This window comes from Nonomuraea sp. NPDC003727 (assembly GCF_053586935.1).
In genome coordinates this window covers 107047-132485 of the sequence record NZ_JBSFNE010000003.1, presented here as the reverse complement: position 1 = coordinate 132485, position 25439 = coordinate 107047, and the positions used below count along the sequence as shown (strand labels likewise).

Sequence of the window (25439 nt, the reverse complement as noted above, 5' to 3'; positions counted from 1 at the left end):
GAGGTCGCTCAGGCAGAAGTTCATCCTGTTCCGTTCACCAGTCCCTCGCGCCGCGGTCGCGGCGCAGCCATACTTGTGCCGCCACGGAACAGACCATAGCCGCGCAAAACAGCCCTGTGCATCATGGAGTACGTATCAGCGCCTGACGGCGGCGAAGCGTAGCCGCACGTAGTCGGCCATCCAGCCGCTCTCCCTGCGGAGCGCCGGGGCGGCCAGCTCGTTGACCCGCCTGAGCAGCGGTTCGATCAGGTCGGCGGGCAGCCCGTCGAGGAGCGTTCCGGCGTACACACGGACCCAGTCGGCGGCCCCGCGGGGGCACTCGTCGAGCGGGGTGGGCCGGTCGAAGTACTCGAGCAGCCTGACGACGAAGCCCTCCTTCTCCAGCAGCCTGGAGTGCTCGGCGGGCGTGGGGAAGTACCAGGGCAGCTCGGGCTCGCGCAGGCCGTACTCGCGCCATGCGGTGGAGACGGCGGCGGTCAGCTCCGCGCAGTTGCCGGCGCCGCCCATCTCGGCCACGAAGCGGCCGCCGGGCCGCAGCGCCTCGCGCACGTTGGCGACGACGGTGCGGGGGTCGCGGCTCATCCAGTGGAGGGCGGCGTTGGAGAAGACGGCGTCGTAGGCCTGCGCGACGGTGAAGTCGTGGCCGTCGCCCACGATGAAGTCGATGCCCGGGTGCTGGGCCAGGGCCTTCTCGATCATCGCGAGCGAGCCGTCGATGCCGAGCACGCTCGCCCCCCTGGCGGCGATCTCGGCGGTCAGCACGCCGGTGCCGCAGCCGAGGTCGAGCACGCGCTCACCCGGCTGCGGATCGAGCAGGTCGACCAGTGGCGCTCCCTGCGGCGAGACATAGCCGAAGCCGCTGTCGTAGGCGCGAGCGGTCAACCGCGTCATGCTCGGTGTGTCGTATCGCAAGACCGATCAGCTCCCCCGTAGTGGGACAACAACTCTAGGGGCTGAAGGTCTCTACGACATATCAGTCACACCGGGCACACTTGTCTCACCGGGCCCAGTTCTTCTTCAGGTAGGCCTTCGCGGCGTCGGTCTGCGGGATCGTGAGCAGCACCGGCGGCCCGGGAGGGGCGGGCAGCTGCGCGGCGACCTGGGTGTCGAGGGTGCCCTTCATGACCATCGCCTCACCCCGCGCGGGACGGGCGTAGCCCTTGAGGAACAGGTTCTGGCCCTCGTCGGAGAACAGGAACTCCTGCCACAGCCTGGCCGCGGCGGGGTGCGGGGCGTCCTTGTTGATCGCCTGCACGTAGTACGCGCCGAGGGGCGCGTCCTTCGGGATCGTGACCTTCCAGCTCTCGCCGGGCTTGGCGGTGCGGGTCGCGTTGAGGTAGTCCCAGTCGACGACGACGTTGGCGGAGCTCTGCTGGGTCAGCTGGCCCGCCTTCCGCAGCTTGTCGAACAGCTCGACGCCGCGCTGCACCTGGGGCACGCCGTCCACCAGCGAGGCGGCCATGACGCCGTTGAAGGCGGCGGCGGTCTGCCGGGGGTCGCCGGGGAGCGCCACCTTGTAGCCGGGCCTGAGCAGGTCGGCGAAGGAGGCGGGCGGCCTGACGTGGCGGGAGTCGTACCCGAGCGACATGTAGCCGCCGTAGCCGGCGTACCAGGCTCCGTTCCGGTCCTTCACGTGGTCGGGCACGTCCTGCCAGCCCGCCACCTTGTACGGCGCGAAGCGCGCGGCGTTGGCGACCGCGGCCTCCAGGCTGAGGTCGAAGACGTCAGGCTTGAGCTGCGCGGCGGACTCGATCGCGCGCTGGCTGCTGGCGGTGGGCTCGAACTGGTTGACCTTGATGCCGTACTTGTCGGCGAAGGTGTCGATGATCTCGCCGTAGTTGGCCCAGTCACGCGGCAGGGCGATGACGTTGAGCTCGCCCTCCTTCTTGGCGGCCTCCGCCAGCCGCTCGACGGTGGTGAACCCGGCCTTCATCGAGGCGGCCTTCACGTCGACCGGAGGCAGCGGCTTCTCTTCCGTCTTCGCGGCGCCGCATCCGGCGCTGAGGAGAACGGCGGCTACGGCGGCACAGGTACGCACAGTCACATGAAAGATACTCGCCGCTACACTCGCTCAGGTCGAGGAGGCACGACCTTCGCGGCCACCAAATGCTCCTCCTGGATCTCCACGAGCGTGCCGTCGCGCTTGCGGACGCGCAGCACGCCGCCGTCCCACGATTCGAGAATGCCCACGGCGTCGCGGAAACCACCGGGCACCATTCTCCGTGTGGTAACCCTGGCCCCAATATCCGCACTTGTCAGGGCGATGATGAGGCGAGCGGCCATGAGTTTGCCACCCTCCGTTCCCGACACTTGGCTGACCCGGCAATACTAGGGCGTAGAAAACCCGCGGTCTAAGAAGGAGCTCGACGTGACGTACGTCATCGCGCAGCCTTGCGTGGACGTTCTGGACAAGGCGTGCATCGAGGAGTGCCCCGTCGATTGCATCTACGAGGGCGAGCGCATGCTTTACATCCACCCCGACGAGTGCGTGGACTGCGGCGCGTGCGAGCCTGTCTGCCCCGTAGAGGCGATCTTCTACGAAGACGACCTTCCCGAGCAGTGGAAGGACTTCTACAAGGCCAATGTGGACTTCTTCGAGGACCTGGGCTCGCCGGGCGGCGCCTCGAAGGTCGGCAAGATCGACAAGGACCACCCCGTCGTCGCCGCACTGCCGCCGCAGGCCGAGGAGCACTGACAGGTGCACAATCTGCCGGACTTCCCGTGGGACCGGCTGGCGCCCTACAAGGAGCGCGCGCAGGCGCACCCCGACGGCATCGTCGACCTGTCGGTCGGCACCCCGGTCGATCCCGTGCCGCAGATCGTGCAGGACGCGCTGGCCGGGGCCGCCGACAGCCCCGGCTATCCGCTGACGTACGGCACGCGCGAGGTGCGCGCCGCGGCGGCGGGCTGGTTGCGCCGCAGGCACGGCGTCACGGTCGACGAGCGTGCCGTGCTGCCGCTCATCGGCTCGAAGGAGTTCGTGGCCTGGCTGCCGACGCTGCTCGGCGCCCGGCGGGTCGTCATCCCTGAGCTGGCCTATCCCACCTACGACGTGGGCGCCCGCATCGCGGGGGCCACGCCGATCGCCGCCGACGGGCTGCTGGCCCTCGGTCCCGCCGACGTCGACCTGATCTGGGTCAACTCGCCCTCCAACCCCACGGGCAAGGTGCTGCCCCCCGAACACCTGCGCAAGGTGGTCTCCTGGGCGCGTGAGCGCGGCGCGATCGTCGCCTCCGACGAGTGCTACATCGAGCTCGGCTGGGAAGAGGAGCCGATCTCCATCCTCCACCCGGACGTGTGCGGCGGCTCCCACGAGGGGTTGCTGGCCGTCCACTCGCTGTCCAAGCGCTCCAACCTGGCCGGATACCGTGCCGGGTTCGTCGCGGGCGATCCCGCGCTGGTCGCCAGGCTGCTGGAGATCCGCAAGCACGCGGGCATGATCATGCCGGAGCCGGTCCAGGCCGCGATGACGGTCGCGCTCGGCGACGACGCCCATGCCGACGAGCAGCGCGAGCGCTACTCCGCCAGGCGGCGGCTGCTCCGCCCGGTGCTGGAGAAGGCCGGCTGGCGCGTCGACCACTCCACGGCTGGGCTCTACCTGTGGGCCTCCGACGGCACCGACTGCTGGGATCAGGTGCGCCGCCTCTCCGAAACCGGCATTTTGGTCGCACCCGGGGATTTCTACGGAACCGCTGGTGGCAGCCACATCCGGATCGCCGTGACGGCCACCGACGAACGCATCAGTGCGGCGGTGCGTCGCCTCCAGTAGGATCCCGCGGCATGACCTCCATGGTCGTCATCGGGCTGAGCGTCGTCACCATCGTCCTCCTGCTGGGCGCCTTGCTCACCACCATGCGCAAGGGCCGCCCAGCCGCGGGCGCGGCGTCCCCCCTTCCTTCCTCCGGGCAGGGCACGGTCGGCTCCGACTACGACGACCCGCGCACGATCAGGGTCGGCGACAAGATCGAGACTCACGGCAAGCCCGCCCAGGTGCGTGGCGCCGTCCACGTGTCGTGCCAGGGCCAGCAGTGGACCGAGTACCTGCTCGACGACGGCTCCCGGCGGCCGGTGTGGCTGTCGGTCCAGGTACGGCACGGCCTCGTCTCCACCGATCCGCCGCACCTGGAGGTCCTGCTCTGGACGGACGTGCCCACGCAGGGCATGATCCCGGCCAAGACCATGCTGATCATGGAAGGGGTGGAGTTCCACCCCGTCGACAGGGGCACCGCGGCCTTCCGGTCGGAGGGCGAGACCGGGCGGCCCGAGCGCGGCCTGCTCGACTTCGCCGACTACCGGGCCGCCGACGGGCGGTTGCTGTCGTTCGAGCGGGTGCAGGGCCAGGGCTGGACCGCCAGCTACGCGCAGCCGCTGCCGCCGGGCTCGATCACCATCGTCAGCCGCGCCGCCTGACCCCAGCTCAGCTCGACGTCGCGCCTTCCGCCGTGCCGCCGGGCGCGGTCTCCGTCGTCGGCCGTCCGGCTCAGGTCAGTTCGACGTCACGCTTTCCCGCCGTGCCGCCAGGCGCGGTCTCCGTCGTCTGCCGCCTGGCTCAGGTCAGTTCGACGTCGCGCCTTCCCGCCGTGCCGCCGGCCTTCCAGCCCTCCGACGACCAGACGATCCCGTCGAAGCCGACGCTGCGCAGGCCGTACTCCTGGGCGTGGGCGACCGACCACGCGGCGATCAGCCACCCGCGCCTCGACGTCGGCACGCTCACGGCGCCGAGCGCCCTGGTCAGCTCCCGCCGCGCCTCTCCCGGCCGCGAAGGCGCGGGCGTCGCCGTCTTCGGATAGGTGCAGTGGACGGCCCGCGGCACCCTGCCGGTGAACGCCGCCGCCAGGATACGCGCGCTCGTCTCGTGCGGCCCGTAGGCGTACCCGGCGGCGGAGCGCTGGACGGCCTGCGCGGCCTCCGCGACGGGCAGCTTCCGGTAGTCCTTCACCTTCACCAGCGCGGCGAAGAAGCGGTTGGTCGCGTAGACCGGGTCCATGATCTGTTTCTTCCTGCCCCAGCCCTGCGAGGGCCGCTGCTGGAAGACACCCACCGAGTCGCGGTCGCCGTACGAGAGGTTGTAGAGCTTCGACTCCTGGATCGCCGTGGCGTACGCGATGACGACGGCCTGCTCCGGCAGGCGCCTGCGCTCGGCCACCGCCGCGATCGTGGCGGCGATGCGCGCCTGCTCGATGTCGAGCTCCAGCTCGCCCTTCGGGGTGCGCACCACGCAGCTCTCGATGTCCTCGGCCAGCGGATCGGCCTTCCTGAGCAGCACGTAGACGCCCACGGCGATGGCGACCGCGAGCGCGACGACGATGATCGCGATGGTCAGGACGGCTCGGGAGAAGCTATGCCGCACGCTGAGAAACCTACCCGGACAGATAAGCTCCGTGGCCATGAGCAAGAGCCATGCGAGTCCGCTGCCGGCGGCCATCGATGAGCTGTGGGCCCACAGGGAGGCGCTCTCTCCTTCCGACGCGGCCGCCAGAGGCGTCGTCGTCGGCGCGATCGACCAGCTCGACACCGGCAAGGCGCGGGTGGCCACGATCTCCGCCGACGGTGAGGTGGTGGTCGACGAGCGGGCCAAGCGGGCCATCCTGCTCAGCTTCAAGGTGCTCGGCATGGCCAGGTCGCAGGTGGGCGACTTCCAGCACCACGACAGGCTGCCGTTGAAGACCACGTTCGACGGGGTGAGGGTGGTGCCGGGCGCGATCGCCAGATGGGGTTCCTACCTCGCGCCCGGTGTGGTGCTCATGCCGTCGTTCACCAACATCGGGGCGTACGTCGGCGGCGGCACCATGGTCGACACCTGGGCCACCGTGGGCTCCTGCGCGCAGATCGGGGAGAACGTCCACCTGTCCGGCGGGGTGGGCATCGGCGGCGTCCTCGAACCGCCCAACGCGGTGCCCGTCGTCGTGGAGGACGACGCGCTGATCGGCAGCAGGGCGATGCTGGTCGAAGGAGCGCGCGTGGGACGCGGGGCGGTCGTCGGGGCTGGAACGATCCTGTCCGCCTCGATGCCGGTGATCGACGTGGAGACGGGGGAGGAGCTCGGGCGCGGGCGGATCCCCGACTGGTGCGTGGCGGTGGGCGGCACGCGGCCGAAGGAGTTCGCCGGGGGGACGTTCGGGTTGCCGTGCGTGCTGGTGCTCAAGCGGCTCGAGCCCGGCCAGCGGCACGACAAGGCGGCGCTGAACGACGTGCTGAGGGAGCACGGCGTCAACGCCTGACCCCGGCGGCGGCCCCCGTGCCTGCCGGTCCGGCCTGTGGCCGGCCGTACGCCCGAGGTTAGGGTTGGGTGCCATGCTGGACTTGACGCAGGACGTAGGCGCGCTGACCGCCACCATCGTGGACATCGAATCGGTCAGCGGCAACGAGAAGGTGCTCGCCGACGCGGTCGAGGAGGCGCTCAGACGGCTTCCGCACCTCACCGTCGACAGGTCCGGCGAGACCGTCGTCGCCCGCACCAACCTCGGCCGCCCCGAGCGCGTGCTCATCGCCGGACACCTCGACACCGTCCCCACGGCGGGCAACCTGCCCAGCAGGATCGAGGGCGACCTCCTCTACGGGTGCGGCACCTCCGACATGAAGGCGGGCGTCGCCGTCGCCCTCAAGCTCGCCGCCCTCCTTCCCGCCCCCAACCGCGACGTCACCTACGTCTTCTACGACTGCGAGGAGGTCGAGGCCGAGCGCAACGGCCTGACCAGGGTCAGCCGCGACCACGCCGACTGGCTGGCCGCCGACTTCGCCGTCCTCATGGAGCCGACCGACGGCGTGATCGAGGGCGGCTGCCAGGGCACGCTCCGCGCGGACATCACCACGCGAGGCAGGCGCGCCCACAGCGCCAGGTCATGGCTCGGCGTCAACGCCATCCACGCCCTCGAGCCGATCCTGGCCAGGCTCACCACCTACGAGGCCAGGCAGCCCGTGGTCGACGGCCTGCAGTACCACGAAGGGCTCAACGCGGTGTCGGTGCGCGGCGGCGTGGCCGGCAACGTCATCCCCGACCAGGCCGTGGTCACCGTCAACTTCCGCTTCGCGCCCGACCTGTCGCTGGCGCAGGCCGAGGAGCACGTGCGGGAGGTGTTCGACCGGTTCGAGGTGGCCATCACCGACGGCGCCCCCGCCGCCCGCCCCGGGCTCACCCACCCCGTGGCCGCCGCGTTCGTCTCCGCCGTCGGCGGCACACCCCGCGCCAAGCTGGGCTGGACCGACGTCGCCCGCTTCTCCGCCCTCGGCGTCCCCGCCGTCAACTACGGCCCCGGCGACCCCAACCTCGCCCACCAGCAGGGTGAATACGCCTCGCTCAGCCAGATCAGGGCCAGCGAGACCGCGATGCTGAACTGGCTCTCCCCGGGCGCGTAACCCCCCTACAACGTGAAAGTGGCTTTCCTCGCCGGCCATTTGGCGGGGAAAGCCACTTTCAGTCCCGAGCAGCACCCTCGGCAGTTAGACGCAGCGGCTTCGAAATCCGGTTCCCTCCTTTTTTCAAGATTTTTTAACCGGGCGCGCTAGCGTGCTCCGTATGAAACGGACACGTCCCGAACGTCGTCAGGGCCTTGCGGTCGTCCGCGGCCAGCTCGTTCCTGAATCCACCTATGACCAGCGCCTTCTCGATCGCCAAGGGCCCACCGACTGGGTTCACATGGATCCGTGGCGGGTGCTGCGCATCCAGGCCGAGTTCGTCGAGGGCTTCGGCCAGCTGGCCGAACTCCCCACCGCGGTCACCGTGTTCGGCTCGGCGCGCACCACCGTCGACTCCCCCGAGTACCAGCTGGGCGTCGAACTGGGGAGCAAGCTGGCCAAGGCCGGATACGCCGTCATCACCGGCGGCGGGCCCGGCGCCATGGAGGCGGCCAACAAGGGCGCGTCCGAGGCGGGCGGCATCTCCGTCGGCCTCGGCATCGAGCTCCCCTTCGAGCAGCGCATGAACGACTACGTCGACCTCGGCATCGAATTCCGCTACTTCTTCGTGCGCAAGACGATGTTCGTGAAGTACTCGTGCGGGTTCATCACGCTGCCCGGCGGGTTCGGCACGCTCGACGAACTCTTCGAGGCGCTCACCCTGGTGCAGACGCACAAGGTCACCTCGTTCCCCGTGGTGCTCGTAGGCACCGAGTACTGGAGCGGCCTCCTCGACTGGATCAAGGGAACGCTGCTGTCGACCGGCAAGATCTCCGCCCCCGACCTCGACCTGATCCACCTCACCGACGACGTCGACGAGGCGGTGAACATCATCGTCGAGTCCGAGCACAACCGCAGCCGCCTCAGCACCGAGGAGTTGGAGGCCGTCGCGAGCCACCGGACAGAGCCTCAATAGACTCCGTTTCCGTGAACATCTGCGTTTTCTGTGCATCCAGTCAGAAGATCGACCCCAAGTACGTGGACCTCGCCACCGAGGTCGGCACCGAAATCGCCCTCAGGGGTCACACCCTGGTGAGCGGCGGGGCCACGGTCTCCTGCATGGGCGCGGTGACCAGCGCAGCCAGAGCCGCCGGTGGCCGCACCATCGGCGTGATCCCCCAGGTGCTGGTCGACATCGAAGTCGCCGACACCGAGTCGGACGAACTGGTCATCACCGCCGACATGCGCGAACGCAAGGGCGTCATGGACGCCCGCTCCGACGCGTTCCTGGTGCTCCCCGGGGGCATCGGGACGCTGGAGGAGCTGTTCGAGATCTGGACGGCGCGCGTGCTCGGCGTCCACACCAAGCCGCTGGTGATCCTCGACCCGTGGGGGCTGTACGAGCCGCTGCGGGCGCTGGTGAAGCACATGTACGACGAAGGGTTCACGCGCGCGAACGTCTTCGACGCGATCACGTGGACCACGTCGGTGGAGGAGGCGTTGAACCTCCTGGAGTCGCCGGGACAGCCGATGGAACCCAGCGTGGAGGAGCTGGGCGAATCGACCGGCGGGTAGCTGCTTCCCGCGCGGGGGCGCGGGGTCCCGATGATGGGCGCGCAGGCTTCCTACGGCAGGCCGCCACGCTGGGTGCGGTCTGCGGGCTCCCGACCATCGGCAGGCCGCCGCGCGCTCGGTGCCTACGGCAGGCGGCCGCGCTGGGTGCGGTCTGCGGGCGTCCCTACCTACGGCGCGCCGCCGCGCTCGGCGCCTCCTACAGCACGCTGCCCCGCGCTGGGTGCGGTCTGCGGGTTTCCGACCCGTGGCATGCCGCCGTGCTCGGTGCCTCCTACGGCACGCCGCCATGTTCGGTGCGGCCTGCGGGCGTCCACGGGACCCGCGGGCCGGCCCATCCCAAGGGGCTCGGCGTTGGCCGTGGGGTGGGTGGCGCCTGCACTTCCTGCCTCTCGGATCGCTCACGCCACGGCAGGCCCCTTGAGTCGCCCACATGGCCCTGGGGTCGCTCACGACACGAGTGGACTCGGGGGTCGCTCAGGACACGTGCGGCCCTCGGGGGTCGCTCACGACACGCGTGGCCCTCGGGGGTCGCTCACGACCGCGTGGCCCTCGGGGGTCGCTCACGACACGCGTGGCCCTCGGGGGTCGCTCACGACACGCGTGCCCCCCGGGAGTCGCTCATGACGCGCATGGACCCCTGCGACCGCTCATGACACGCTGGGCCTTGGGCCGCTCAATCACGACACGCCCGGCGGGAAACCCTTCTCACACCGATTCCCGGGCCTCAACCCACTCCTTTCCCTGGGACTGGGATCGCACCGTTCCCTGGGATGAACCCACACGTGTCCCGGGCTGCCTCTCCCTGGGGTGAAGCACACCGCTCGGGCTTTCGGCAAACCCTCGGGAAGGTGCCCGCGCCCGCGAGGTTCCACGTGCCAAGCGCCTCCCGCGCACGCCTTCGCGTACCGGCGACAGCACACCTCGTCGAGGCGCGGCGGGCGATCAGGCCAGGCCGCGGCGGGTCACTGCGGGGGCGCGGGTGCCTGCGAGGGAGTCGGTCATGTCCAGCGCGAGCCGTACCTGGTCGGCGTGCTCCGTCACGAACACGCCCGCGCCGGCCCATCGGAAGACGGCCGCGGCGGCGAGGGCGGCGTCGAGCTGCCGCGGCAGCCTGACCAGTGCCGTGCCCCCGTTCCGCACGAGCTGCCGCACCTCGTCGGGGGTGTCGGCGGGCGTCCACCCGGACTCTTCGGGCGCGCCTGGCGTCAGCACTACAGGCCTCATGTCTCGATCGTACGAGTACGATTCCAATGTGCTGGTCGTACTCGCCATCGCCGCGCTGGCGATCCTCGCCTGCGTCGTCGTGGTCTCCCTTGGCAAGGGCGGTGAGCTGGGAGAGTTCCCGCCTGATGTCCCGCCGCTCGGCCTTCCCGAGGCTGGGCAGCTCACGGCCGTCGATTTCATGGCGTTGCAGCTGCCGGTGAACCTGGTCGGCTACCACACGCAGAGCGTCGACGAGAGCCTGCGCAGAGCCGCCAACGCGATCAGCGCCCGCGACACCCGCATCGCCGTGCTGGAGCAGCGCGTGTCGGAGCTGCTGGCCAGCCGGCTGCAGGCGCGCCAGGAGGCTTACGCGAGTCCCGGTGTCGCGCCACGCACCGACCACCGCCCCGCCGCGCCCTCCGTCGCGCTGCCTGACGATGACGAGGCCGGGCCCGCCGGCCGTACCGACGAAGACGACGCATCCCTCGCGACCGCACATCAGGATGACAAGGGCGACGCGACCCTCGTCGACACCTTCGCGCACGGGGATGACGAGGACGCCTCCGCACTCGGCGATCGCGACCACGCCGTCGGCGCTGCCATGCGTGTGTCCGGCGACCATGGCTCTGTTGCCGCCACTACTGCGGGCGGGGATGACGAGGACGCCTCGGCGGCTGGCGATCGCGCTGCGGTGCGTGTGTCCGGTGACCATGGTTCGGTTGCCTCCACTGCTGCGAGCAGGGACGATACGGGCGCTTTCGCGACTGTCGATCGTGACCTCGCGCCCGGCGCTGCGGTGCGCGACGTCGCCGACGATCTCGGGGTCGGCGCTGTCGGCGACTCTGGTGTGGCGTCCTCCTTTGCCGCGCACAGCGATGACGCGGACTCCTCTTCGCCCGGCGATGGCGACCACGTCTCTCGCTTGGGGGAGCCCGCGTCTTCTCTCGGGGAGTATGAGCGCGACGCAGGCCTGGCTTCCACCGGCGTGTGGCGGGACAGCGAAGCGGTCTCTTCCCCTGAAGAGCACGAGGGCGACAACGGCGCGTCGCCGGCCGTCGGATCGGATGGGGACGCCGGCTCGCCTGCCCGTCCCGCCGCGCACCAGGATTCTCTGCCCAGCCGCCGCAGCGGGGCGGGTGCCGATGCCCCGGCCGGTGAGCACGACTCCGGTGACGACGGTGACGCCGCTCCGAACGCTGAACGCGAGGACGGCGATGCGGCGAGCACCGAGAAGGTCAGCCGCTCGTGGGGCGACATCGGTTCGCCCGTGGTGGGTTCCTCCCATGCCGGGACGGAGCGCGCGTCCGCGAGCCGCGACGGCCGCAGCGGGCGGCCTGCCTCGATCGGCCGCGAGAAGAAGGGCCGTTCGTGAGCGAGGTCATTCGGTGCGAGTGGACCGGCATGACGACCCCGCTCTACATCGCCTACCACGACGACGAGTGGGGTCGCCCTGTTCACGGCGATGACAGGGTGTTCGAGCGGGTGAGCCTGGAGGCGTTCCAGTCGGGCTTGTCGTGGCTGACGATTCTGCGCAAGCGGGAGAACTTCCGAAAGGCGTTCGACGACTTCTCCATCGAGAAGGTCGCGACCTACACCGAGGCGGACGTCGACAGGCTGCTCGCCGACGAGGGCATCATCCGCAACCGGGCCAAGATCCAGGCCACCATCGCCAACGCCCGGGCCGCGCTCGAGGTGCCCGGAGGGTTGTCCGAGCTGGTCTGGCGGCATGCTGATCCTGATTCTCCTGTTCCCAGCTCGATGGCTGACGTTCCTGCGATCACGCCCGGGTCGAAGGCGCTCGCCAAGGAGCTGAAGGGGTACGGTTTCCGGTTCGTGGGGCCGACCACCGCGTACGCGCTCATGCAGGCCATCGGCCTGGTGAACGACCACATCGCGGACTGCATCGTGCGCCTTCGCGCTGGCTGATCGACTCGCGCCTTGGGCGGGTTCGTCGGGCGGTGTGTTCGTCGGGCTGAGAGACGGCTCCGCGCGTCAGGCGTGATCGTGTTCGCTGGTCGGCGCATGGGATGGTCAGCGCGTTGCGCCTTGTGTTCTGGGGTCGAGCGGCGGTTTTCGCGCTGACTGTTCTCTGCGCGCTGCGTCTGGAGAGGTCGCGTGAACGCCCTCTCATGCGACCGACCCGGTTCTGTGCGCCGCGATATTGGCGTGCGGCGATGGGCCACCATGGGACATCCTGCGGCAGTATGGCGATCTTCTACGTGGTTCAGCATGGCGAGAAGGAGCAACGCGCCGGTGATCCGGGTCTGACCGCGATCGGGCGCCGCCAAGCGCATCGAGCCGCTCGCCGGCTGCAGGCCGTTGATCCGGGCGCCGTGTTCAGCAGCCCGATGCGGCGGGCCCGCGAGACCGCCGACATCATCGCGTCGGCGGTCGGTGTCCCCGTGCGAGAGGATGCCCGACTGCGCGAACGGATGAACTGGGACGGTACGCAATCTCTCGAGGACTTCCTGGCCGATTGGGCGACAGCAGTACGACATCGCGACTTCGTTCCTCTCAGCGGCGACTCGTCGTACCGGGCTGCCGAGCGCTTCCAAGCCTTCCTCGCTGATCACGCACACGAGTCGTCCGCGATCGTCGTCTGCACTCATGGCGGCATCACCGTCGATCTGCTGCGCACGCTGGTGGGTGACGCATCAGTCCCCGCCCACTTGCTGGTGGACGGAGTGCCACCGTGCGCGATCACCACCCTGGATGGGCGCGTGGTGGACATCGCCTCAGTCAGACATCTCCAGGACTGACAACAGTCGGTCGTGCCGGAGGTTCGGTGGTTGTGCCGGGCGTTCGGCGGTTGTGCTGGACGTTCGGTCCCGGAGGTTCGGCGGTCGTGCTGGACGGTTCGTTGGCTGTGCCGGGCGTTCGGCGGTTGTGCCGGGCGTTCGGTGGTCGCACCGGGGTCGAGCCTGGCGTTCAGGCGGGTCGGGTTTTCGTGCGGTGCCCGTGTGGGTGGCGTGCATGGTGTCGCGCGGTCGAGGACGTCTTCTGGGGACGTGGTGTTCGGATCGATCTTCTGGGGACGTGGTGTGCGGGTGGGTGGGCACGGGAGTCGGGGGCGGGCTTCCGGGTTCATGAGGGCATGGCTGGTGGTTCGGCGTGCGGGGAGTGGGCCAGGTGCGTGGGTGAGGTGGTCAGGGGGTGCGTCTGGCGGTCGCCGTCGGGGAAGGCGACGGTGACCGCGTGGGGTGACACGTCGACCGTGATCGCCTCGCGGAGTGCGGACGGGTGGACGGTGTCGCCTGACAACACGACGAGTGAGACGTGCAGGCCCGGCGTGTCGGCGTGCAGGCAGGGGACGGCCGAGTGGGGGCCGAAGGCGTTCGACTCCACGTCACGGGACACGTCGGCGTGTTGCCAGCCGTACAGGCCGATGATCGCGGAGGTGAGCCCGTCCGTACGGCGGGCCAGCGCCCACCCTGGACCGGTGGCGATGTCGGGTGGTGAGGTGTCGGACACGGCGTAGCCGCCTTCTCGTACCGCCGGTCCGGCAGGCCTTTCACTGGTCTGGGTGGCGATGGGGGAGCGCTCGTCGGTGTGGGGAGATCGGGCGAGGGGCGGCGGGGATTCCGCGTCACCGGGGCTAGGGGGGTGCGCTGCCGTGGAGGGTTCTTCTCCGGGTGAGGTCGGGGTGGCGGCATGCCGGGTGGTTTGGGCTGAACCCGGCTCGGTGGTCTCGGTGGGTTGGGGTGCGGTCGGCTCGGTGGTGGGGTTGGTGGTCGAGCCGGTTCGGGGTGTGGCCGGCTCGGGGTCGAGGCGGGTGGTCGAGTCGAACCGGGGCGTGGCTGGGTCTGTGGCAGGGCGCGTGGCTGCGTGGGGTTGGGGTGGTGCTGCGTATTGAGGTGGCGAGGGGGTGGGGTGGAGCGTGGCTGTGGGCGGTTGTGTCAGCGTGGCTGTGGCTCTGGTTCTGGTTGTTGGCTGGAGCGGGGGGCGGGGGGTTAGGTCCGCTGGGTTCGGTGTGGGGGTGAGTGGCTGGGGGGTGGCGATCTCGTGGATGCGGACTTCCCACGGGCCGCGGACGATGGAGGTCGTGGTGATGCGGGTGCCGTCGGGGGTTGCCGTGTAGGAGGAAGCGGTGCGTCCCTCACAGGTCAGCGGATGGATCGCGCCGCGCGCGGAGGGCAGGCCGTCAGGGGTGACGAGGGCGAGGTGGTTGTCGACGTTCCGGGTCCAGGCGTGTTCGGCGGCTTCGGGGGCGGTTCGGGTGGAGTAGGCGAGCTTGGCGTAGTGGGGGTCGTCGGGTGGCGCGCCGTGGTCGCTGCCATGGTTGACCAGACGGACGATGCCGTCGTGGCGGGTGCCGTGGAGGAGCAGGCCGGTGGCGGGGATGGCCACGGTGACATCGTGCTCGTCGATGGGGAGCATCTGTTCGCGGGCGGTCCACACCGGATGCTCGGGCGGGAGCAGCAGGCCGAGCAGGCCCTTGGACGCCCAGTACGGCGAAGCCGGTCCCGAGTACGCCTGCGTGGTGGGCAGGAAGGTGTCGTACCAGCCCAGGGAAAGCAGGCCCCGGCGGTCGGGGACACCGCGTTCGGCGAAGTGGCGGGCGACGGACGAGGCCAGCTTCCTGGTCTGGCCGGGAGCGAGAGGTGTCGCCTCGACGAGGGCGCCGAGCCAGACCGGGGCGAGTGAGGCGAATCGGTAGCAGAGCGAGCGGCCCTGGTGGATCGGCGCGCCGTCCGCGCCGAAGAAGTGCCGGTAGGTCGTGAGGAACTCGGTCAGGCGGGCACGGTAGAGCTTGGCGCGGTCGGCGTCACCGGACATGCGCGTCCACAGCAGCGGGTAGAGGTGGAGCGCCCAGCCTCCGTAGTAGTCGAAGTTGCGGGTGCCGCCGTCGGTGTACCAGCCGTCGCCGACGTACCACTCCTCGATCCGGTCGAGGCCTCTGTCGATCTCGTTCTGCGCATAAGGCCCGCCGACCGACTTCACGAACTCCTCGCTCACGGTCTGGAACAGCATCCAGTTGTTGTCCCAGGTCCGCTTGCCGAGGAAGCCGCTCAGCCAGGCGACGACCCGCTCCCGCACCTCGGCAGGGAGCCGGTCCCACAGCCATGGCCTCGACTCGTGCAGCCCGACGGCGATGGAGGCCGCCTCGACCATCTGCTGGGAGCAGTCGGTCAGCTCGGGCCACGCCTCGCCGCTGGCGGGGTCGGTGCCGTTGGCGAGGCCGGTCGCGTAGCGCTCGATCAGCGCGGGATGTACCTGGCCGCGCGCGCCCGCGATGCGGAACGCGGCGGCCAGGAACGTGCGGGCGAATCCCTCCAGACCGTCGAGCGCCCTGCCCGACCAACTGGCGCGTCCCGGGAGCCGGTACTGGGCGAACCCAGGAGACGCGTACGGCACGACCGAGTCGAGCAGGTGGTCGGTCAGCGCCTCCCAATGGGCGCGCGTCCAGCCGGTACGCGGCGAGAGCAGCCGGTCGGTGGGCGGCAGGGACAGGTAGGGAGGGATCATGCCCAGCCTTCTCGATGGCGGCCGACGGTGAGCTCGGCCGTGTGGGTGTGACCGCGCGATCCGGCCAGGTTGACGGTGATCGTGGGGTTCTTACCCGGTCGGACGGTCACGGTGTCGTCGCTGCCGACCACGCCGTGGGCGGGGTGGTCGAGGGTGAGCGTGACGGTGCCGACCGTGCGGCCGGGGTCGGAGACCGCCAGGTAGACCCGGTCGCCCGCGCGCCGTACGAGGACGGCGCAGGGCGCCGAGGCGGTGACTTCGCCCGCCTCGCCCGCCGACCAGAAGGTGGCGGCGAACAGCCGGGCGTCGCCCTGCTTGGCGGCGATCGCCTGGACCTGCGCGGTGTTGGCGAGGATCTCGACGCCGGAGTGGGCGGCGGTCTGCGCGGCGGTCGCGTTGGGAAGCAGCAGGTAGGCGTAGCCCGCGCCCGACGGGTTGGCGCCGTGGTCGAACCAGAGCGTGACGTACTCCCTGGACACCGGCCCTGGCGTGCCACCCGTGTCGGCGCCGTCGTTGATCGCCCTCCAGGTGTCGGTGCGCACCTCGCGGAGCGTGCGCAGCCGCGCGCCACCAGGGAAGACGTAACCGCCCACGCCCTCCAGGTGTGCCCACGAGGCGGTGGACGTGCTCTCGCCGTCCTCCCGGGGCATGCCGTCGACGATCAGCGGCCCGGAGGCGCCGCGGTTGTCGACGACGGTCTCGATCGTCCTGCCGTCGGTGCTGGTGATGCCCGCTCCCAGGCAGACGACCGCGTCGTCGAGGCAGACCCAGGTCTTCCTGGCCGTGAGTGTGGTGCCCATGGCCATGAGTTCGAGGCTCGCCACGCCGTACCCGCCGAGGACGGCGCCGCCCGCCCACGCGTTCGCCGGGCGGAAGGTGCCGGTGCCGCTGACGGAGACGGCCGGGTCGCGGGGCCGCGTGTCGACCGTGGTGCCCGGCAGCCGGTAGGAGTCGACGGTCGGCCAGTAGTCGGCGCTGTAGTGGTCGAGGTCGGTGTAAAGGTAGGTGACGCCGTCGCCTTGGTACCAGGCGCGGTAGTTCTCCCCGTTGCCGCACTCGTAGCCGGCGATCCGCCTGGAGTCGAGGCTGAGGGCGAACGACCAGGCGGGACGGCGGTGCACGACCCGATCCATGTCGGCGAAGACGTGATGTCCGACCGGTCTGGGCGCGGCGGTGACAGCGGCGTCGGCGAGCACGGCACGCGCCCTGGCCGTCGCCGCGATGCCCGCGCGCTCCATGAACCTGCCCCTGCTCGCCCAGCCCTTGGCCAGCGCCCGGAACCTGCTCGCGTAGGGCTCGGGCGCGCCGGTCGCGAGCTGGAGCACGGCGTCGACCGTGTCACGCCCGGCGTCGTGGTCGCGGTAGGCGCCGCGTGACACCGCGCGGCCTCTGACGCTGTCCATCATCAGGCCGTCGTGGATCCACGGCGCGAACGTCCGCTCCACGGCGTCGAGGATCACCGCCCGCCTGGGGTCGGTGACCTCCCAGCTCGAACCGCCCAGCAGACCGAGCACCGCGCTCACGGACTGGAGCAGCACGACGCCGTAGGAGCCGGTGTAGGCGACGGTGTCGTGCTGGATGAACGAGCCGTCAGCGTAGAAGCCGTCGCGTGCGGTGACGTAGCCGAACAGGGTGTTGCGCCCGGCGTCGCGCACGTCGGACAGCCCGTCGCGGGCCAGGGCGATCTTGGCGGCGTCGTCGCCGACGATTCCGCGCAGGGCGACGATCAGTGCCTTGTCGGCCCGATTGGCGCCGGTCTCGGAGAAGTTGGTGAGGTTGGTCCGGCGGTCTGGGTTGGGACAGAAGCGGTCCACCGCCCGGATCCAGGCGGCGCGCTGGCCGGGGCTGATGACGTCGTACATCAGCAGGCAGGTGTCGATCAGGGATCGGGCGGCGCCGATCTCCCAGTGCCACCAGTTGCCGACTTCCTTCTTGGTCTCGTTGTAGGCGCGGGCGTAGAGGAAGTCGAGAGCGCTGAGGAGCTCCGTCGCGAGCGTGGTGTCGCCGTGGAGCTTCGAGCCGGGGGTGGCCCAGGCGGTGGCCAGCGTGCGCAGGCGCTGGTGACTGCTGGAGATGTCGCCGGAGGCGCCTTTGAGGGGGAGGTCGGGCCAGAGGGAGGTGCGCTCGGGTGAGCGGTCGAGGGTGTCGCGCAGGGTCGTGGCCGAGGCGTCGAGCCGTGCGAGAGGGGCCGCGAAGGCCGGGTCGGCGGGGTCGAAGGGGGCGCCGGTGAGCATCGCGGTGGCCTTGGCGCGGAGGGTGGCGAACTCGGTCACGCCGGAAGTCTGGCTGGTCGGGGTGGTGGGGGTGGGGGCCGAGCGGGGTTCTGTGGAAAAGGTGGGGCCGGCCGGGGTGGCTGTGGACAACGGACCGTCGGGGAGGAGGAACGCGGCCAGGCCGCCGGCGAGCCCGAGGAACCCGCGCCGATGAAGGGCCTGCACCGGATCCGGCGATGCGGCCCGAAGGAGCGCGCCGCGGGCGTCGGTCGACGTGGGGGAGGGGGTGTCGGGTGCGGCGTTCAAGGAGGGTGTCGGGTGGGGCTCGGAGGGGGAGTCGGACGTGGGGTTCGGGGAGGTCTGGTGGGGTTCGGGGTTCGGGGTGGAGGGGGAGGGGCGCATCGGTGTCGGGCTCCTACTCGGCCAGCGTGCTCGGGTCCACGTCGGGCGCAGGCAGTCCGAGGGCCGCCACCCGTGCCAGGTACTCCGCCGTCACCGGCGCCCCCCACCGCTCCCAGAACCCGCGCAGGTCCCGCCCCGCCGTCCGAGAGGTGTAGAGCGCCAGGTATCCCCACCGCCTGTCCGTCTCCGTCCACTCCGACGGCGGCCGTTCGTCGCGGACCAGCCGGTGCAGCCGGGGCCAGAAGTCGTCCCCGAACGCCAGCTCCAGCTGCCGGAACGGCACCAGCTTCTCGAAGGCGCCGAACCCCTTCACGTATCCCGAGCTGGGCAGCTTCGGCAGCGCGCTCTGGTACGGCGTGAGCCCGGTCTTCGCGTCCGGCTTGGTGAGGTTCGACGGCTGCCCGAGTGTCCGCTGCGCCGCCAGCGAGTAGATGTTGACCGTGACCTCGGTGAGGTCGGTCGGCTTGTAGGCCATCTGCTGGTGCTGGTGCCCGAGCTCGTGGTAGACGCCCCACCCTCGGGTGCGCAGCCCGTCCACGGTGAGCAGCCGGTCCAGGTAGGTGCGCGGGTAGGCGGTCCAGCCGTGGGTGGCGTAGGCGCCCGCGCCGGTGGGCATGCGCGGCGCCTCCACCAGGTGGAACGGCAGCGGGCTGCGCTCCTGCCGGTCGATGCCCGAGATGGCCGCGTGGGAGGAGATGATCGTCTCGAGCAGGGAGAGCAGCGCGTGGTGGTCCTGGTCGCGCCAGGCCAGCATGCCGTCCCTGGTCACGGTGACGATCCCGTACGGCGAGACCAGCTCGACCTGCGGCGCCGTGGTCAGCGTGTCGAGCTGCGCCTGGAAGGCCGATTCGGTCGTCTCCCCCATCACGAAGGTCGGGACGGGCCTCGCGCCGCTGACGAACTTGACCTTGGCCTTCCTGTCGTCGTCGCTCGCGGCGCCGACGAGCGACAGGTAGATCATGCCGCCACCGGGGTCGGTGACGGTGTTGGCGCCCGCGGTGAGCGGGTAGGCGCGTGGGTTCTTGTAGGTGACGTCGGCGTGGGTGTCGGGGGCGCCGACGTGGAGCGTGGGCAGCAGGCCGTCCTTCGCCTCGACCTCGACGGTGAGCGTGCCGGCGGCGGGCAGGTGGAGGCCGGTGTGGTGGAAGTTCGTGGTGCCGAGGGCCTGCTGGAGCCGCAGCCGCTCGCTCTCCGCGCTGGGCCTGGCCCGCAGCACCACGGTACGGCGGGCGGACGCGGTGGCCGCGCGCGCGGGGGACGAGCCGAGCAGGACGGCGCCGACGGTGGCCGCGCCGAGGAAGCCACGGCGGGAAAGGGGGGTGGTGGTCATGACGGCAGCATGTAAGCGCTTTCTATAGCGCGTCAAGACCAACGGAATCTTTCTATGAGTTTCTATGCAGGGTAGGACCGCAGTGCTCAGTAAGCGCTTGCTACCGAGTCGCGCACGACGACCGTGGTCCCCACCCGCGTGGTGGTCTGCACGGGCGCCAGGTAGTCGCCCTCGCCCGCCACGCCCAGCGCCAGCCGTACCGCCTGGCGGCCCATCTCCTCCAGCGGGATGCGCACGGTCGTCAGCTGCGGGCGCAGCTCCTGGGCCACCGGCACGTCGTCGTAGCCCACGACGGAGATCTCGCCGGGCACGGAGACGCCCGCCAGCTCCAGCGCCTGCATGACACCGGCCGCGACCGTGTCGTTGGCCGCGAAGACCGCGGTGAAGTCGAGCCGCTCGGCCAGCAGCTCCCTGATCCTGTCGTAGCCGAACCTGCGGCTGAACGACCCGGTGTGCACCAGCTCCTTGGCCTGCGGCAGCCCGCGCATCTCCAGCGCCCGGCGGTGTCCCGCCAGGCGGGCGATCGTCGTGGACAGCGAGGACGGCCCGCCGAGGAACAGGATCCGGCGATGCCCCTGCGTGATGAGATAGTCGGTGATCGCGAACGCGCCGCCCTCGTTGTCGTACTCCACGACCTTGGTCGGCACGTCGTCGCCCAGCGAGGGCCGCCCGCACAGCACCAGTGTCGAGCCGGCGGCATGCAGCGCGCGGGCCCTGCGGCCGACCTCGGCGGCGTAGGCGCGGTCCTCGTGCGCCCCGCCGACCAGGATCACCGCGTCGGCGCGCTGCTCGTGCAGCAGGTCGATGAGGGCCAGCTCCTGCTGGTGGCTCCCCTCCGTGCAGCACACCATGCACAGCCGGCCGTGCCTGGTCGCCTCGCGCTCGACGCCCCTGGCGATGTAGGCGTAGAACGGGTCGACCACGTCGTTGATGATGATGCCGACGGTCCTGTTGGTGGCTCCGGCCAGCGCCCTGGCGTGGGCGTTGACGACGTAGCCCAGCTCGGCGATGGCCGCCTCGACCCGTTCCCTCGTCGACGTGGCGACGGGGTAGTTGCGGTTGATCACCCTGGAGACCGTCGCGCTGGAGACGCCGGCCCGTCTGGCGACGTCGGCGATGGTCGCCGAGCTCATCTCGGTCACCGGCTCCTCCTTGCCCGTGTGAAGATCATGCCATCCGGTCGAGCGCGTCGAGATGGATCTCGTGCAGCAGCGGCTGCCCCGCGCAGTACCTGGCCACCTCCTCGACCGTGGAGTCGGCCAGTCTGCCGAGCTCGTTGCCCTGCGCGCCCGCCAGGTGCGGGGTGAGGAAGACGTTCGGCAGCCCGAACAGCGGGTGCCCGGTGGGCAGCGGCTCGGGGTCGCTGACATCAAGTATCGCGTCCAGCCGGCCGCTCGCGACCTCTTCGAGCAGGGCCTCGGTGTCGATGAGCGTGCCTCTGGCGGTGTTGACCACGACCGCGCCGTCCATGAGCCTGGCCAGCAGGGAGCGGTCGAGCATCCGGTGGGTCTCGGGGGTGCTCGGCGCGTGCAGGCTCACCACGTGCGAGCGGCGCGCCAGCGTGTCGAGGTCGACCAGGGCCGCGCCCAGGCCCGCCACCTCGACGGGGTCGGCGTACGGGTCGTAGACCAGGATCTCGGCCTCCAGGCCGCGCAGCAGCTCGACGACCCGCCGCCCGATCCGCGACAGTCCCACGACGCCGACCGTGATGCGCCGCGCGCCCAGCCACGGAATGCCGCTGAAGTCGCGTTTGGTGCCGTGCTCCCGATACCGGTGCGCCAGGGTGAAAGCGCGTTTCGCGCCGAAGACGATGGCGGCGTAGGTGAACTCGGCCACCGGTACGGCGTTGGCCTCGGCCGCGCTCGACACGCGCACGCCGCGGGCCAGCACCGCGGGGTCGAGGAAGGTCTTCACCGTGCCGGCCGCGTGGGCGATGAACCGCAGCCCGGGCGCCCGCTCCAGCAGCTCGGGCCCGAGCGGCGGGCAGCCCCACCCGGTGACCAGCACCTCGGCGCCGGCCAGCGCGCGCCGCGCGGCGCCGGTCGACAGGTCGTGCAGGACGTCGTCGTGAAGGTCGGCCAGCTCGGCGAGCCGGTCGAGGGCGCCCTTGGCGAAGACCTCCTCGCGCACACCCGGCGCCATGGCCAGAACCGTGCGCGGTCTGAGCCGCACCTCCATGACCGTCACATCACTCCCCGCGGTTGAAGACCCAAGGCCATAGTAAGCGCGTTCTATAGAGAACGTGCGCCGCACGCTAGGCCCTTCCTGGGAAACCGTCAAGAAGCTCTTGACGAATGAGGAAAGCGCTTACTACGGTCACGCCAACTGGAAGGACCACGCATGACGACTCCCCTCGAAGCCGTCGGCCCCGGTACGGCACGCCGTACCGGGGCCGAATCCCCCGCGGTCACGCCCCAGCGCCTACCGCTCAGGAAACGCCTCTGGCGGGACCGGGTCATGCTCGCCCTCACCCTGCCCGGCCTGCTGTACTTCCTGGTCTTCCACTACGTCCCGCTCTTCGGCTACGTGGCGGCCTTCCAGGACTACCAGCCGTACATCGGCTTCCTGGACAGCCAGTGGGTCGGGCTGCAGAACTTCGCGACCATGCTGGGCGACCCCCGGTTCTGGGACGCGGTGGGCAACACGCTGCGCATCACGCTCACCCAGCTGGTGCTCTTCTTCCCCGCGCCGATCGCGCTGGCGCTGCTGCTCAACAGCGTCGTCAGCGAGAAGCTGCGCAGGTTCGTGCAGAGCGTGGTCTACCTGCCGCACTTCATCGGCTGGGTGATCATCGTCTCGATCTTCCAGCAGGTCGTCGGCGGCGCCGGCGTGCTCCCCGACGTGCTGGAGAGCGCCGGCCTGCCGCGCTACGACCTGATGACCGACCCCGACGCCTTCCCGCTGCTGGTCACCCTCCAGGTCATCTGGAAGGACTGCGGCTGGGGCACGATCATCTTCCTGGCCGCGCTGCTGTCCATCCCCTCCGAGCTGTACGAGGCGGCGGCGATGGACGGGGCCGGCCGCTGGCGCAGGCTCTGGCACGTCACGCTGCCCGGGATCACCCCGATCGTCATCCTGCTGCTCATCCTCAACCTCGGCAGCATCCTGTCGGTCGGCTTCGAGCAGATCCTGCTCCAGCGTGACGCGGTCGGGCCCGAGTCCGGGGAGGTGCTCGACACCTTCGTCTACTTCAACGGCGTCCAGGACGGACAGTGGGGCCCCGCGGCGGCCGTCGGCCTGGTGAAGGCGGTCGTCGGCGCGGTCCTCGTCCTCGGCGCGAACAAGGTGGCGCACCTGCTGGGCCACGAGGGGGTGTACCGCAATGCGGGCAGGTGACCGTCCCGCGTGGATGGAGAAGCCGTCCAGGCTCGGCGCGGGCCTCAAGGCGATCGTCATCACCGCGATCACGCTGCTGGTGATCTATCCCTTCGTCGGCGTCCTCGGCACCAGCCTGTCCTCGGAGTCGGAGATCGCCAGAAGCGGCGGGTTCGTCCTGCTGCCCACCTCACCGCAGCTCGACGCCTACCGGGCGGTCTTCGACGGCGGCACGGTCACCCGCGCGCTGCTCGTCAGCGTGCTGGTCACGAGCATCGGCACGTTGGCCGGCGTCACGGTCACGGTCTGCATGGCCTACGGCCTGAGCCGCCGCGAGGTCACCGGATCGAAGTGGATCCTGATGGTCGCGCTGTTCACCATGCTCTTCAACCCCGGCATCATCGCCAACTTCCTGCTCGTCAACCAGCTCGGCCTGCTCAACAGCTTCGGCGCGCTCGTCCTGCCCAGCCTGGTCAGCGCGTTCAACCTGGTGGTGCTGCGCTCCTTCTTCATGAACCTGCCGGGCGAGCTGCTGGAGAGCGCCCGCATGGACGGCGCCGGCGACCTGCGGATCCTCGCGCGTATCGTGCTCCCGCTGTCGAAGGCGGTGATCGCGGTGGTGTCGCTGTTCTACGCCGTCGCCTACTGGAACAACTTCTTCAACGCCCTGCTCTACATCGACGACTCCGAGCGCCACCCGCTGCCGAACATCCTGCGCACCTTCATCCTGCAGGGCAGGACGCTGGAGAGCGCCGTGGGCACCGAGGCCCCGGCCCCCGTGCAGGCGATCCAGATGGCCGTACTCGTCGTGGCCATCGTCCCGATCCTGCTCGTCTATCCCTTCCTGCAGCGCTACTTCACCAAGGGCGTGCTCACCGGCGCCATCAAGGGCTGAGCCCGCCCCCCCACCCCCGAAGGAAGACCATGAACCTGTCCAGGCGCGGACTCCTCCGCCTCGGCGCGACCGCGACCGCGGGCGCCGCTCTCTCCCCGCTGCTGGCCGCCTGCGGCGGCGCCGCCGGCCCCGCCCCCGCGACCAAGGCGCAGGGCCTGACCATCAAGCTGCCGACGTACGTGCCGCTTCCCGGCGCGGCGCGGCCGGACCTGCCCGGCACCCCCGCGGGCGTGCCCGAGGGCTACTTCACCTACCCGAAGGAGCTGTTCAAGGCGGTGGCCAGGCCGCCGATGTCGGGCGGCACGGTGACGATGGCGTCGAAGACCTTCCTGCCGCCGCCTCCGCCCCGCGAGCAGAACGCCGCGTGGCAGGAGATCGAGAAGCGGCTCGGCGGCCGGGCCGAGCTGATGATCGTGCCGGAGGCCGACTGGCCGACCAAGTTCAACACCATGGTCGCCGGCGGCAACCTGCCCGACCTGTTCCCGTACGTGTCCACGCAGGGCGTCAACAACCTGCCCGCCTTCGTGGCCAGCCAGTGCAGCGACCTGACGCCGTTCCTCAGCGGCGACGCCGTCAAGGAGTACCCGAACCTGGCGGCCATCCCTGAGGTGTTCTGGAAGCAGGGCATCGTCGCCGGCAAGCTCTACGGCATCCCGATCCCGCGCAACATGGTCGGCGGGCTCGGCTTCTACCGGGCCGACCTCTTCGCCGCCGCGGGCGTGACCGACCTGGCCCAGATCGGCGACACCGAACGGCTGGCCGAGCTGCTCAAGGCGGTGACCAACCCCAAGGAGAAGCGCTGGGGCCTGGTCACGGCCACCGGTGGCCTGTTCGGCCTGTCCATCTTCGCCCAGCTGTTCGGCGCGCCCAACGGCTGGCGCCTGGAGCCGAGCGGCAAGCTGGTGGCCGGGTTCGAGACCGAGGAGTACCGCGCCGCCGTCGAGTACACCCGCAAGCTGCGCGAAGCGGGCGTCATCTACCCGGGCTCCGAGGGCTTCGACTCGCTCAAGCGCAAGAACGAGTTCAACGCCGGACGCGCCGCGCTGACCTACGACGGCATGCCCGCCTTCCTCGGGCCCGCCGGCTACCTGCAGACCCAGAAGAAGATCGACCCGAAGGCCGATCCCCGGCCGCTGCTCCCGATCGGGAGCACGACCGCGGCCTTCCTCAACAACATCGTCTTCGCCGTCAACTTCGTGAAGAAGGCCGACGCCGCCAAGGTGAAGGAGGTCCTGCGCGTCGCCGACTTCTTCGCCGCCCCCTTCGGCAGCGAGGAGTACACCCTCATCCAGTACGGCGTCGAGGGCACCGACCACACCCGCGACGACAAGGGCAACCCGGTCCTCACCGAGCAGGGCGCCAAGGACACGACGGTGCCGTGGAAGTATCTCGGGGCGCCGACCCAGCCGGTCTTCGACGCCTCCTCAGGCGAGGCCGTCAAGCTCACCCACGACGCGCTGGCCAAGATGATCGCCGTCGGTGTCGAGGACCCGACCACGGGCCTGTTCTCGCCGACCAGCGAGAACCGGTTCGAGGCGCTGTCGACCATGCGCACCGACCGGCTCACCTCGATCATCGCGGGCCGCGCCCCGCTGTCCGACCTCGACCAGCTCATCAAGGACTGGAAGGCACAGGGCGGCGACAAGATCCGCGCCGAGTTCGAGAGCGTCATCCAGAAGAGCGGCGGCACCAGCTGAGCCGTCCC

At 70.4% G+C, this 25439-nt stretch carries 23 protein-coding genes; 13 read left to right on the top strand and 10 right to left on the bottom strand.

Annotated elements, in window-relative coordinates; translation table 11 throughout:
• Positions 1-135 precede the first annotated feature (135 nt).
• The 3 genes from ACWDLG_RS09410 to ACWDLG_RS09400 all read right to left on the bottom strand — a co-directional run bounded on the left by ACWDLG_RS09410 (position 136) and on the right by ACWDLG_RS09400 (position 2283).
• On the bottom strand, positions 136-891 hold the full coding sequence (locus ACWDLG_RS09410) for a class I SAM-dependent methyltransferase (protein WP_449917795.1): 756 nt from the start codon (positions 889-891) through the stop codon (positions 136-138).
• Between the two features lie 106 nt (positions 892-997).
• Positions 998-2038, bottom strand: a complete 1041-nt coding sequence (locus tag ACWDLG_RS09405; RefSeq protein WP_449917792.1) for an ABC transporter substrate-binding protein — start codon at positions 2036-2038, stop codon at positions 998-1000.
• 23 nt (positions 2039-2061) lie between these two features.
• Entirely contained in the window at positions 2062-2283 is a 222-nt protein-coding gene (locus tag ACWDLG_RS09400) for a putative acetyltransferase (protein ID WP_449917789.1), read from the bottom strand.
• 85 nt (positions 2284-2368) lie between these two features.
• On the opposite strand from ACWDLG_RS09400, the gene fdxA reads away from it, so the two are divergent.
• The 3 genes from fdxA to ACWDLG_RS09385 are packed head-to-tail and all read left to right on the top strand — an operon-like array spanning position 2369 to position 4410.
• Positions 2369-2695: a ferredoxin gene (fdxA, locus tag ACWDLG_RS09395; protein WP_354905819.1), complete on the top strand. Its 327-nt coding sequence runs from the start codon at positions 2369-2371 to the stop codon at positions 2693-2695.
• 3 nt (positions 2696-2698) lie between these two features.
• Positions 2699-3769, top strand: a complete 1071-nt coding sequence (gene dapC / locus ACWDLG_RS09390) for a succinyldiaminopimelate transaminase (protein WP_449917787.1) — start codon at positions 2699-2701, stop codon at positions 3767-3769.
• A gap of 11 nt (positions 3770-3780) precedes the next feature.
• Positions 3781-4410, top strand: coding sequence for a DUF4178 domain-containing protein (locus ACWDLG_RS09385; RefSeq protein ID WP_354905821.1), 630 nt, complete (start codon positions 3781-3783; stop codon positions 4408-4410).
• Between the two features lie 139 nt (positions 4411-4549).
• Here the strand turns inward: ACWDLG_RS09385 and ACWDLG_RS09380 are convergent, their stop codons facing one another.
• Positions 4550-5350 carry a hypothetical protein gene (locus ACWDLG_RS09380; RefSeq protein ID WP_449917784.1) on the bottom strand — a complete coding sequence of 267 codons (801 nt, stop codon included), beginning with the start codon at positions 5348-5350 and terminating at the stop codon, positions 4550-4552.
• Between the two features lie 37 nt (positions 5351-5387).
• Between ACWDLG_RS09380 and ACWDLG_RS09375 the strand changes: the two genes are divergently transcribed.
• From ACWDLG_RS09375 to ACWDLG_RS09360, 4 genes are all read left to right on the top strand, one after another.
• Positions 5388-6221 carry a 2,3,4,5-tetrahydropyridine-2,6-dicarboxylate N-succinyltransferase gene (locus ACWDLG_RS09375; RefSeq protein ID WP_354905824.1) on the top strand — a complete coding sequence of 278 codons (834 nt, stop codon included), beginning with the start codon at positions 5388-5390 and terminating at the stop codon, positions 6219-6221.
• Between the two features lie 73 nt (positions 6222-6294).
• Positions 6295-7356, top strand: coding sequence for a succinyl-diaminopimelate desuccinylase (gene dapE, locus ACWDLG_RS09370; protein WP_354905825.1), 1062 nt, complete (start codon positions 6295-6297; stop codon positions 7354-7356).
• A gap of 160 nt (positions 7357-7516) precedes the next feature.
• Positions 7517-8311, top strand: coding sequence for an LOG family protein (locus ACWDLG_RS09365; protein WP_354905826.1), 795 nt, complete (start codon positions 7517-7519; stop codon positions 8309-8311).
• 11 nt (positions 8312-8322) lie between these two features.
• Positions 8323-8910, top strand: coding sequence for an LOG family protein (locus tag ACWDLG_RS09360; RefSeq protein ID WP_354905827.1), 588 nt, complete (start codon positions 8323-8325; stop codon positions 8908-8910).
• Positions 8911-9852: 942 nt separating this feature from the next.
• Here ACWDLG_RS09360 and ACWDLG_RS09355 read toward each other — a convergent pair.
• Positions 9853-10134, bottom strand: coding sequence for a hypothetical protein (locus ACWDLG_RS09355; protein ID WP_354905829.1), 282 nt, complete (start codon positions 10132-10134; stop codon positions 9853-9855).
• Positions 10135-10162: 28 nt separating this feature from the next.
• Here ACWDLG_RS09355 and ACWDLG_RS09350 point away from each other — a divergent pair, with 28 nt between their 5' ends.
• The 3 genes from ACWDLG_RS09350 to ACWDLG_RS09340 all read left to right on the top strand — a co-directional run bounded on the left by ACWDLG_RS09350 (position 10163) and on the right by ACWDLG_RS09340 (position 12872).
• A complete protein-coding gene (locus tag ACWDLG_RS09350; protein ID WP_449917780.1) occupies positions 10163-11485 on the top strand; it encodes a hypothetical protein in 1323 nt (440 codons plus the stop codon).
• Positions 11482-12039, top strand: a complete 558-nt coding sequence (locus tag ACWDLG_RS09345; protein WP_354905832.1) for a DNA-3-methyladenine glycosylase I — start codon at positions 11482-11484, stop codon at positions 12037-12039. The genes ACWDLG_RS09350 and ACWDLG_RS09345 overlap by 4 nt, the downstream gene beginning before the upstream one ends.
• 278 nt (positions 12040-12317) lie before the next feature.
• Entirely contained in the window at positions 12318-12872 is a 555-nt protein-coding gene (locus ACWDLG_RS09340) for a histidine phosphatase family protein (RefSeq protein WP_449917778.1), read from the top strand.
• A gap of 325 nt (positions 12873-13197) precedes the next feature.
• Here ACWDLG_RS09340 and ACWDLG_RS09335 read toward each other — a convergent pair whose 3' ends face one another.
• The 5 genes from ACWDLG_RS09335 to ACWDLG_RS09315 all read right to left on the bottom strand — a co-directional run bounded on the left by ACWDLG_RS09335 (position 13198) and on the right by ACWDLG_RS09315 (position 21702).
• The gene (locus ACWDLG_RS09335; RefSeq protein WP_449917776.1) at positions 13198-15579 is read right to left on the bottom strand and encodes a DUF2264 domain-containing protein; all 2382 of its coding nucleotides are present in this window, start codon (positions 15577-15579) and stop codon (positions 13198-13200) included.
• A complete protein-coding gene (locus ACWDLG_RS09330) occupies positions 15576-17852 on the bottom strand; it encodes a polysaccharide lyase 8 family protein (RefSeq protein ID WP_449917773.1) in 2277 nt (758 codons plus the stop codon). The genes ACWDLG_RS09335 and ACWDLG_RS09330 overlap by 4 nt, the downstream gene beginning before the upstream one ends.
• Positions 17853-18207: 355 nt before the next feature.
• Positions 18208-19524 carry a M60 family metallopeptidase gene (locus ACWDLG_RS09325; RefSeq protein ID WP_449917772.1) on the bottom strand — a complete coding sequence of 439 codons (1317 nt, stop codon included), beginning with the start codon at positions 19522-19524 and terminating at the stop codon, positions 18208-18210.
• Positions 19525-19610: 86 nt separating this feature from the next.
• Positions 19611-20657 (bottom strand): LacI family DNA-binding transcriptional regulator, encoded by a 1047-nt coding sequence (locus ACWDLG_RS09320; protein WP_354905980.1) that lies wholly within the window; start codon positions 20655-20657, stop codon positions 19611-19613.
• Between the two features lie 34 nt (positions 20658-20691).
• Positions 20692-21702 (bottom strand): hydroxyacid dehydrogenase, encoded by a 1011-nt coding sequence (locus ACWDLG_RS09315; RefSeq protein ID WP_449918644.1) that lies wholly within the window; start codon positions 21700-21702, stop codon positions 20692-20694.
• 162 nt (positions 21703-21864) lie between these two features.
• Between ACWDLG_RS09315 and ACWDLG_RS09310 the strand changes: the two genes are divergently transcribed.
• From ACWDLG_RS09310 to ACWDLG_RS09300, 3 genes are read left to right on the top strand one after another with little or no spacing between them, the layout of a single operon-like run.
• Positions 21865-22860: an ABC transporter permease gene (locus ACWDLG_RS09310; protein WP_449917769.1), complete on the top strand. Its 996-nt coding sequence runs from the start codon at positions 21865-21867 to the stop codon at positions 22858-22860.
• Positions 22847-23734, top strand: coding sequence for a carbohydrate ABC transporter permease (locus ACWDLG_RS09305; protein ID WP_354905841.1), 888 nt, complete (start codon positions 22847-22849; stop codon positions 23732-23734). The genes ACWDLG_RS09310 and ACWDLG_RS09305 overlap by 14 nt, the downstream gene beginning before the upstream one ends.
• 29 nt (positions 23735-23763) lie before the next feature.
• Complete coding sequence (locus ACWDLG_RS09300) at positions 23764-25431, top strand: hypothetical protein (protein ID WP_449917767.1); 1668 nt, start codon at positions 23764-23766, stop codon at positions 25429-25431.
• Positions 25432-25439: the final 8 nt, after the last annotated feature.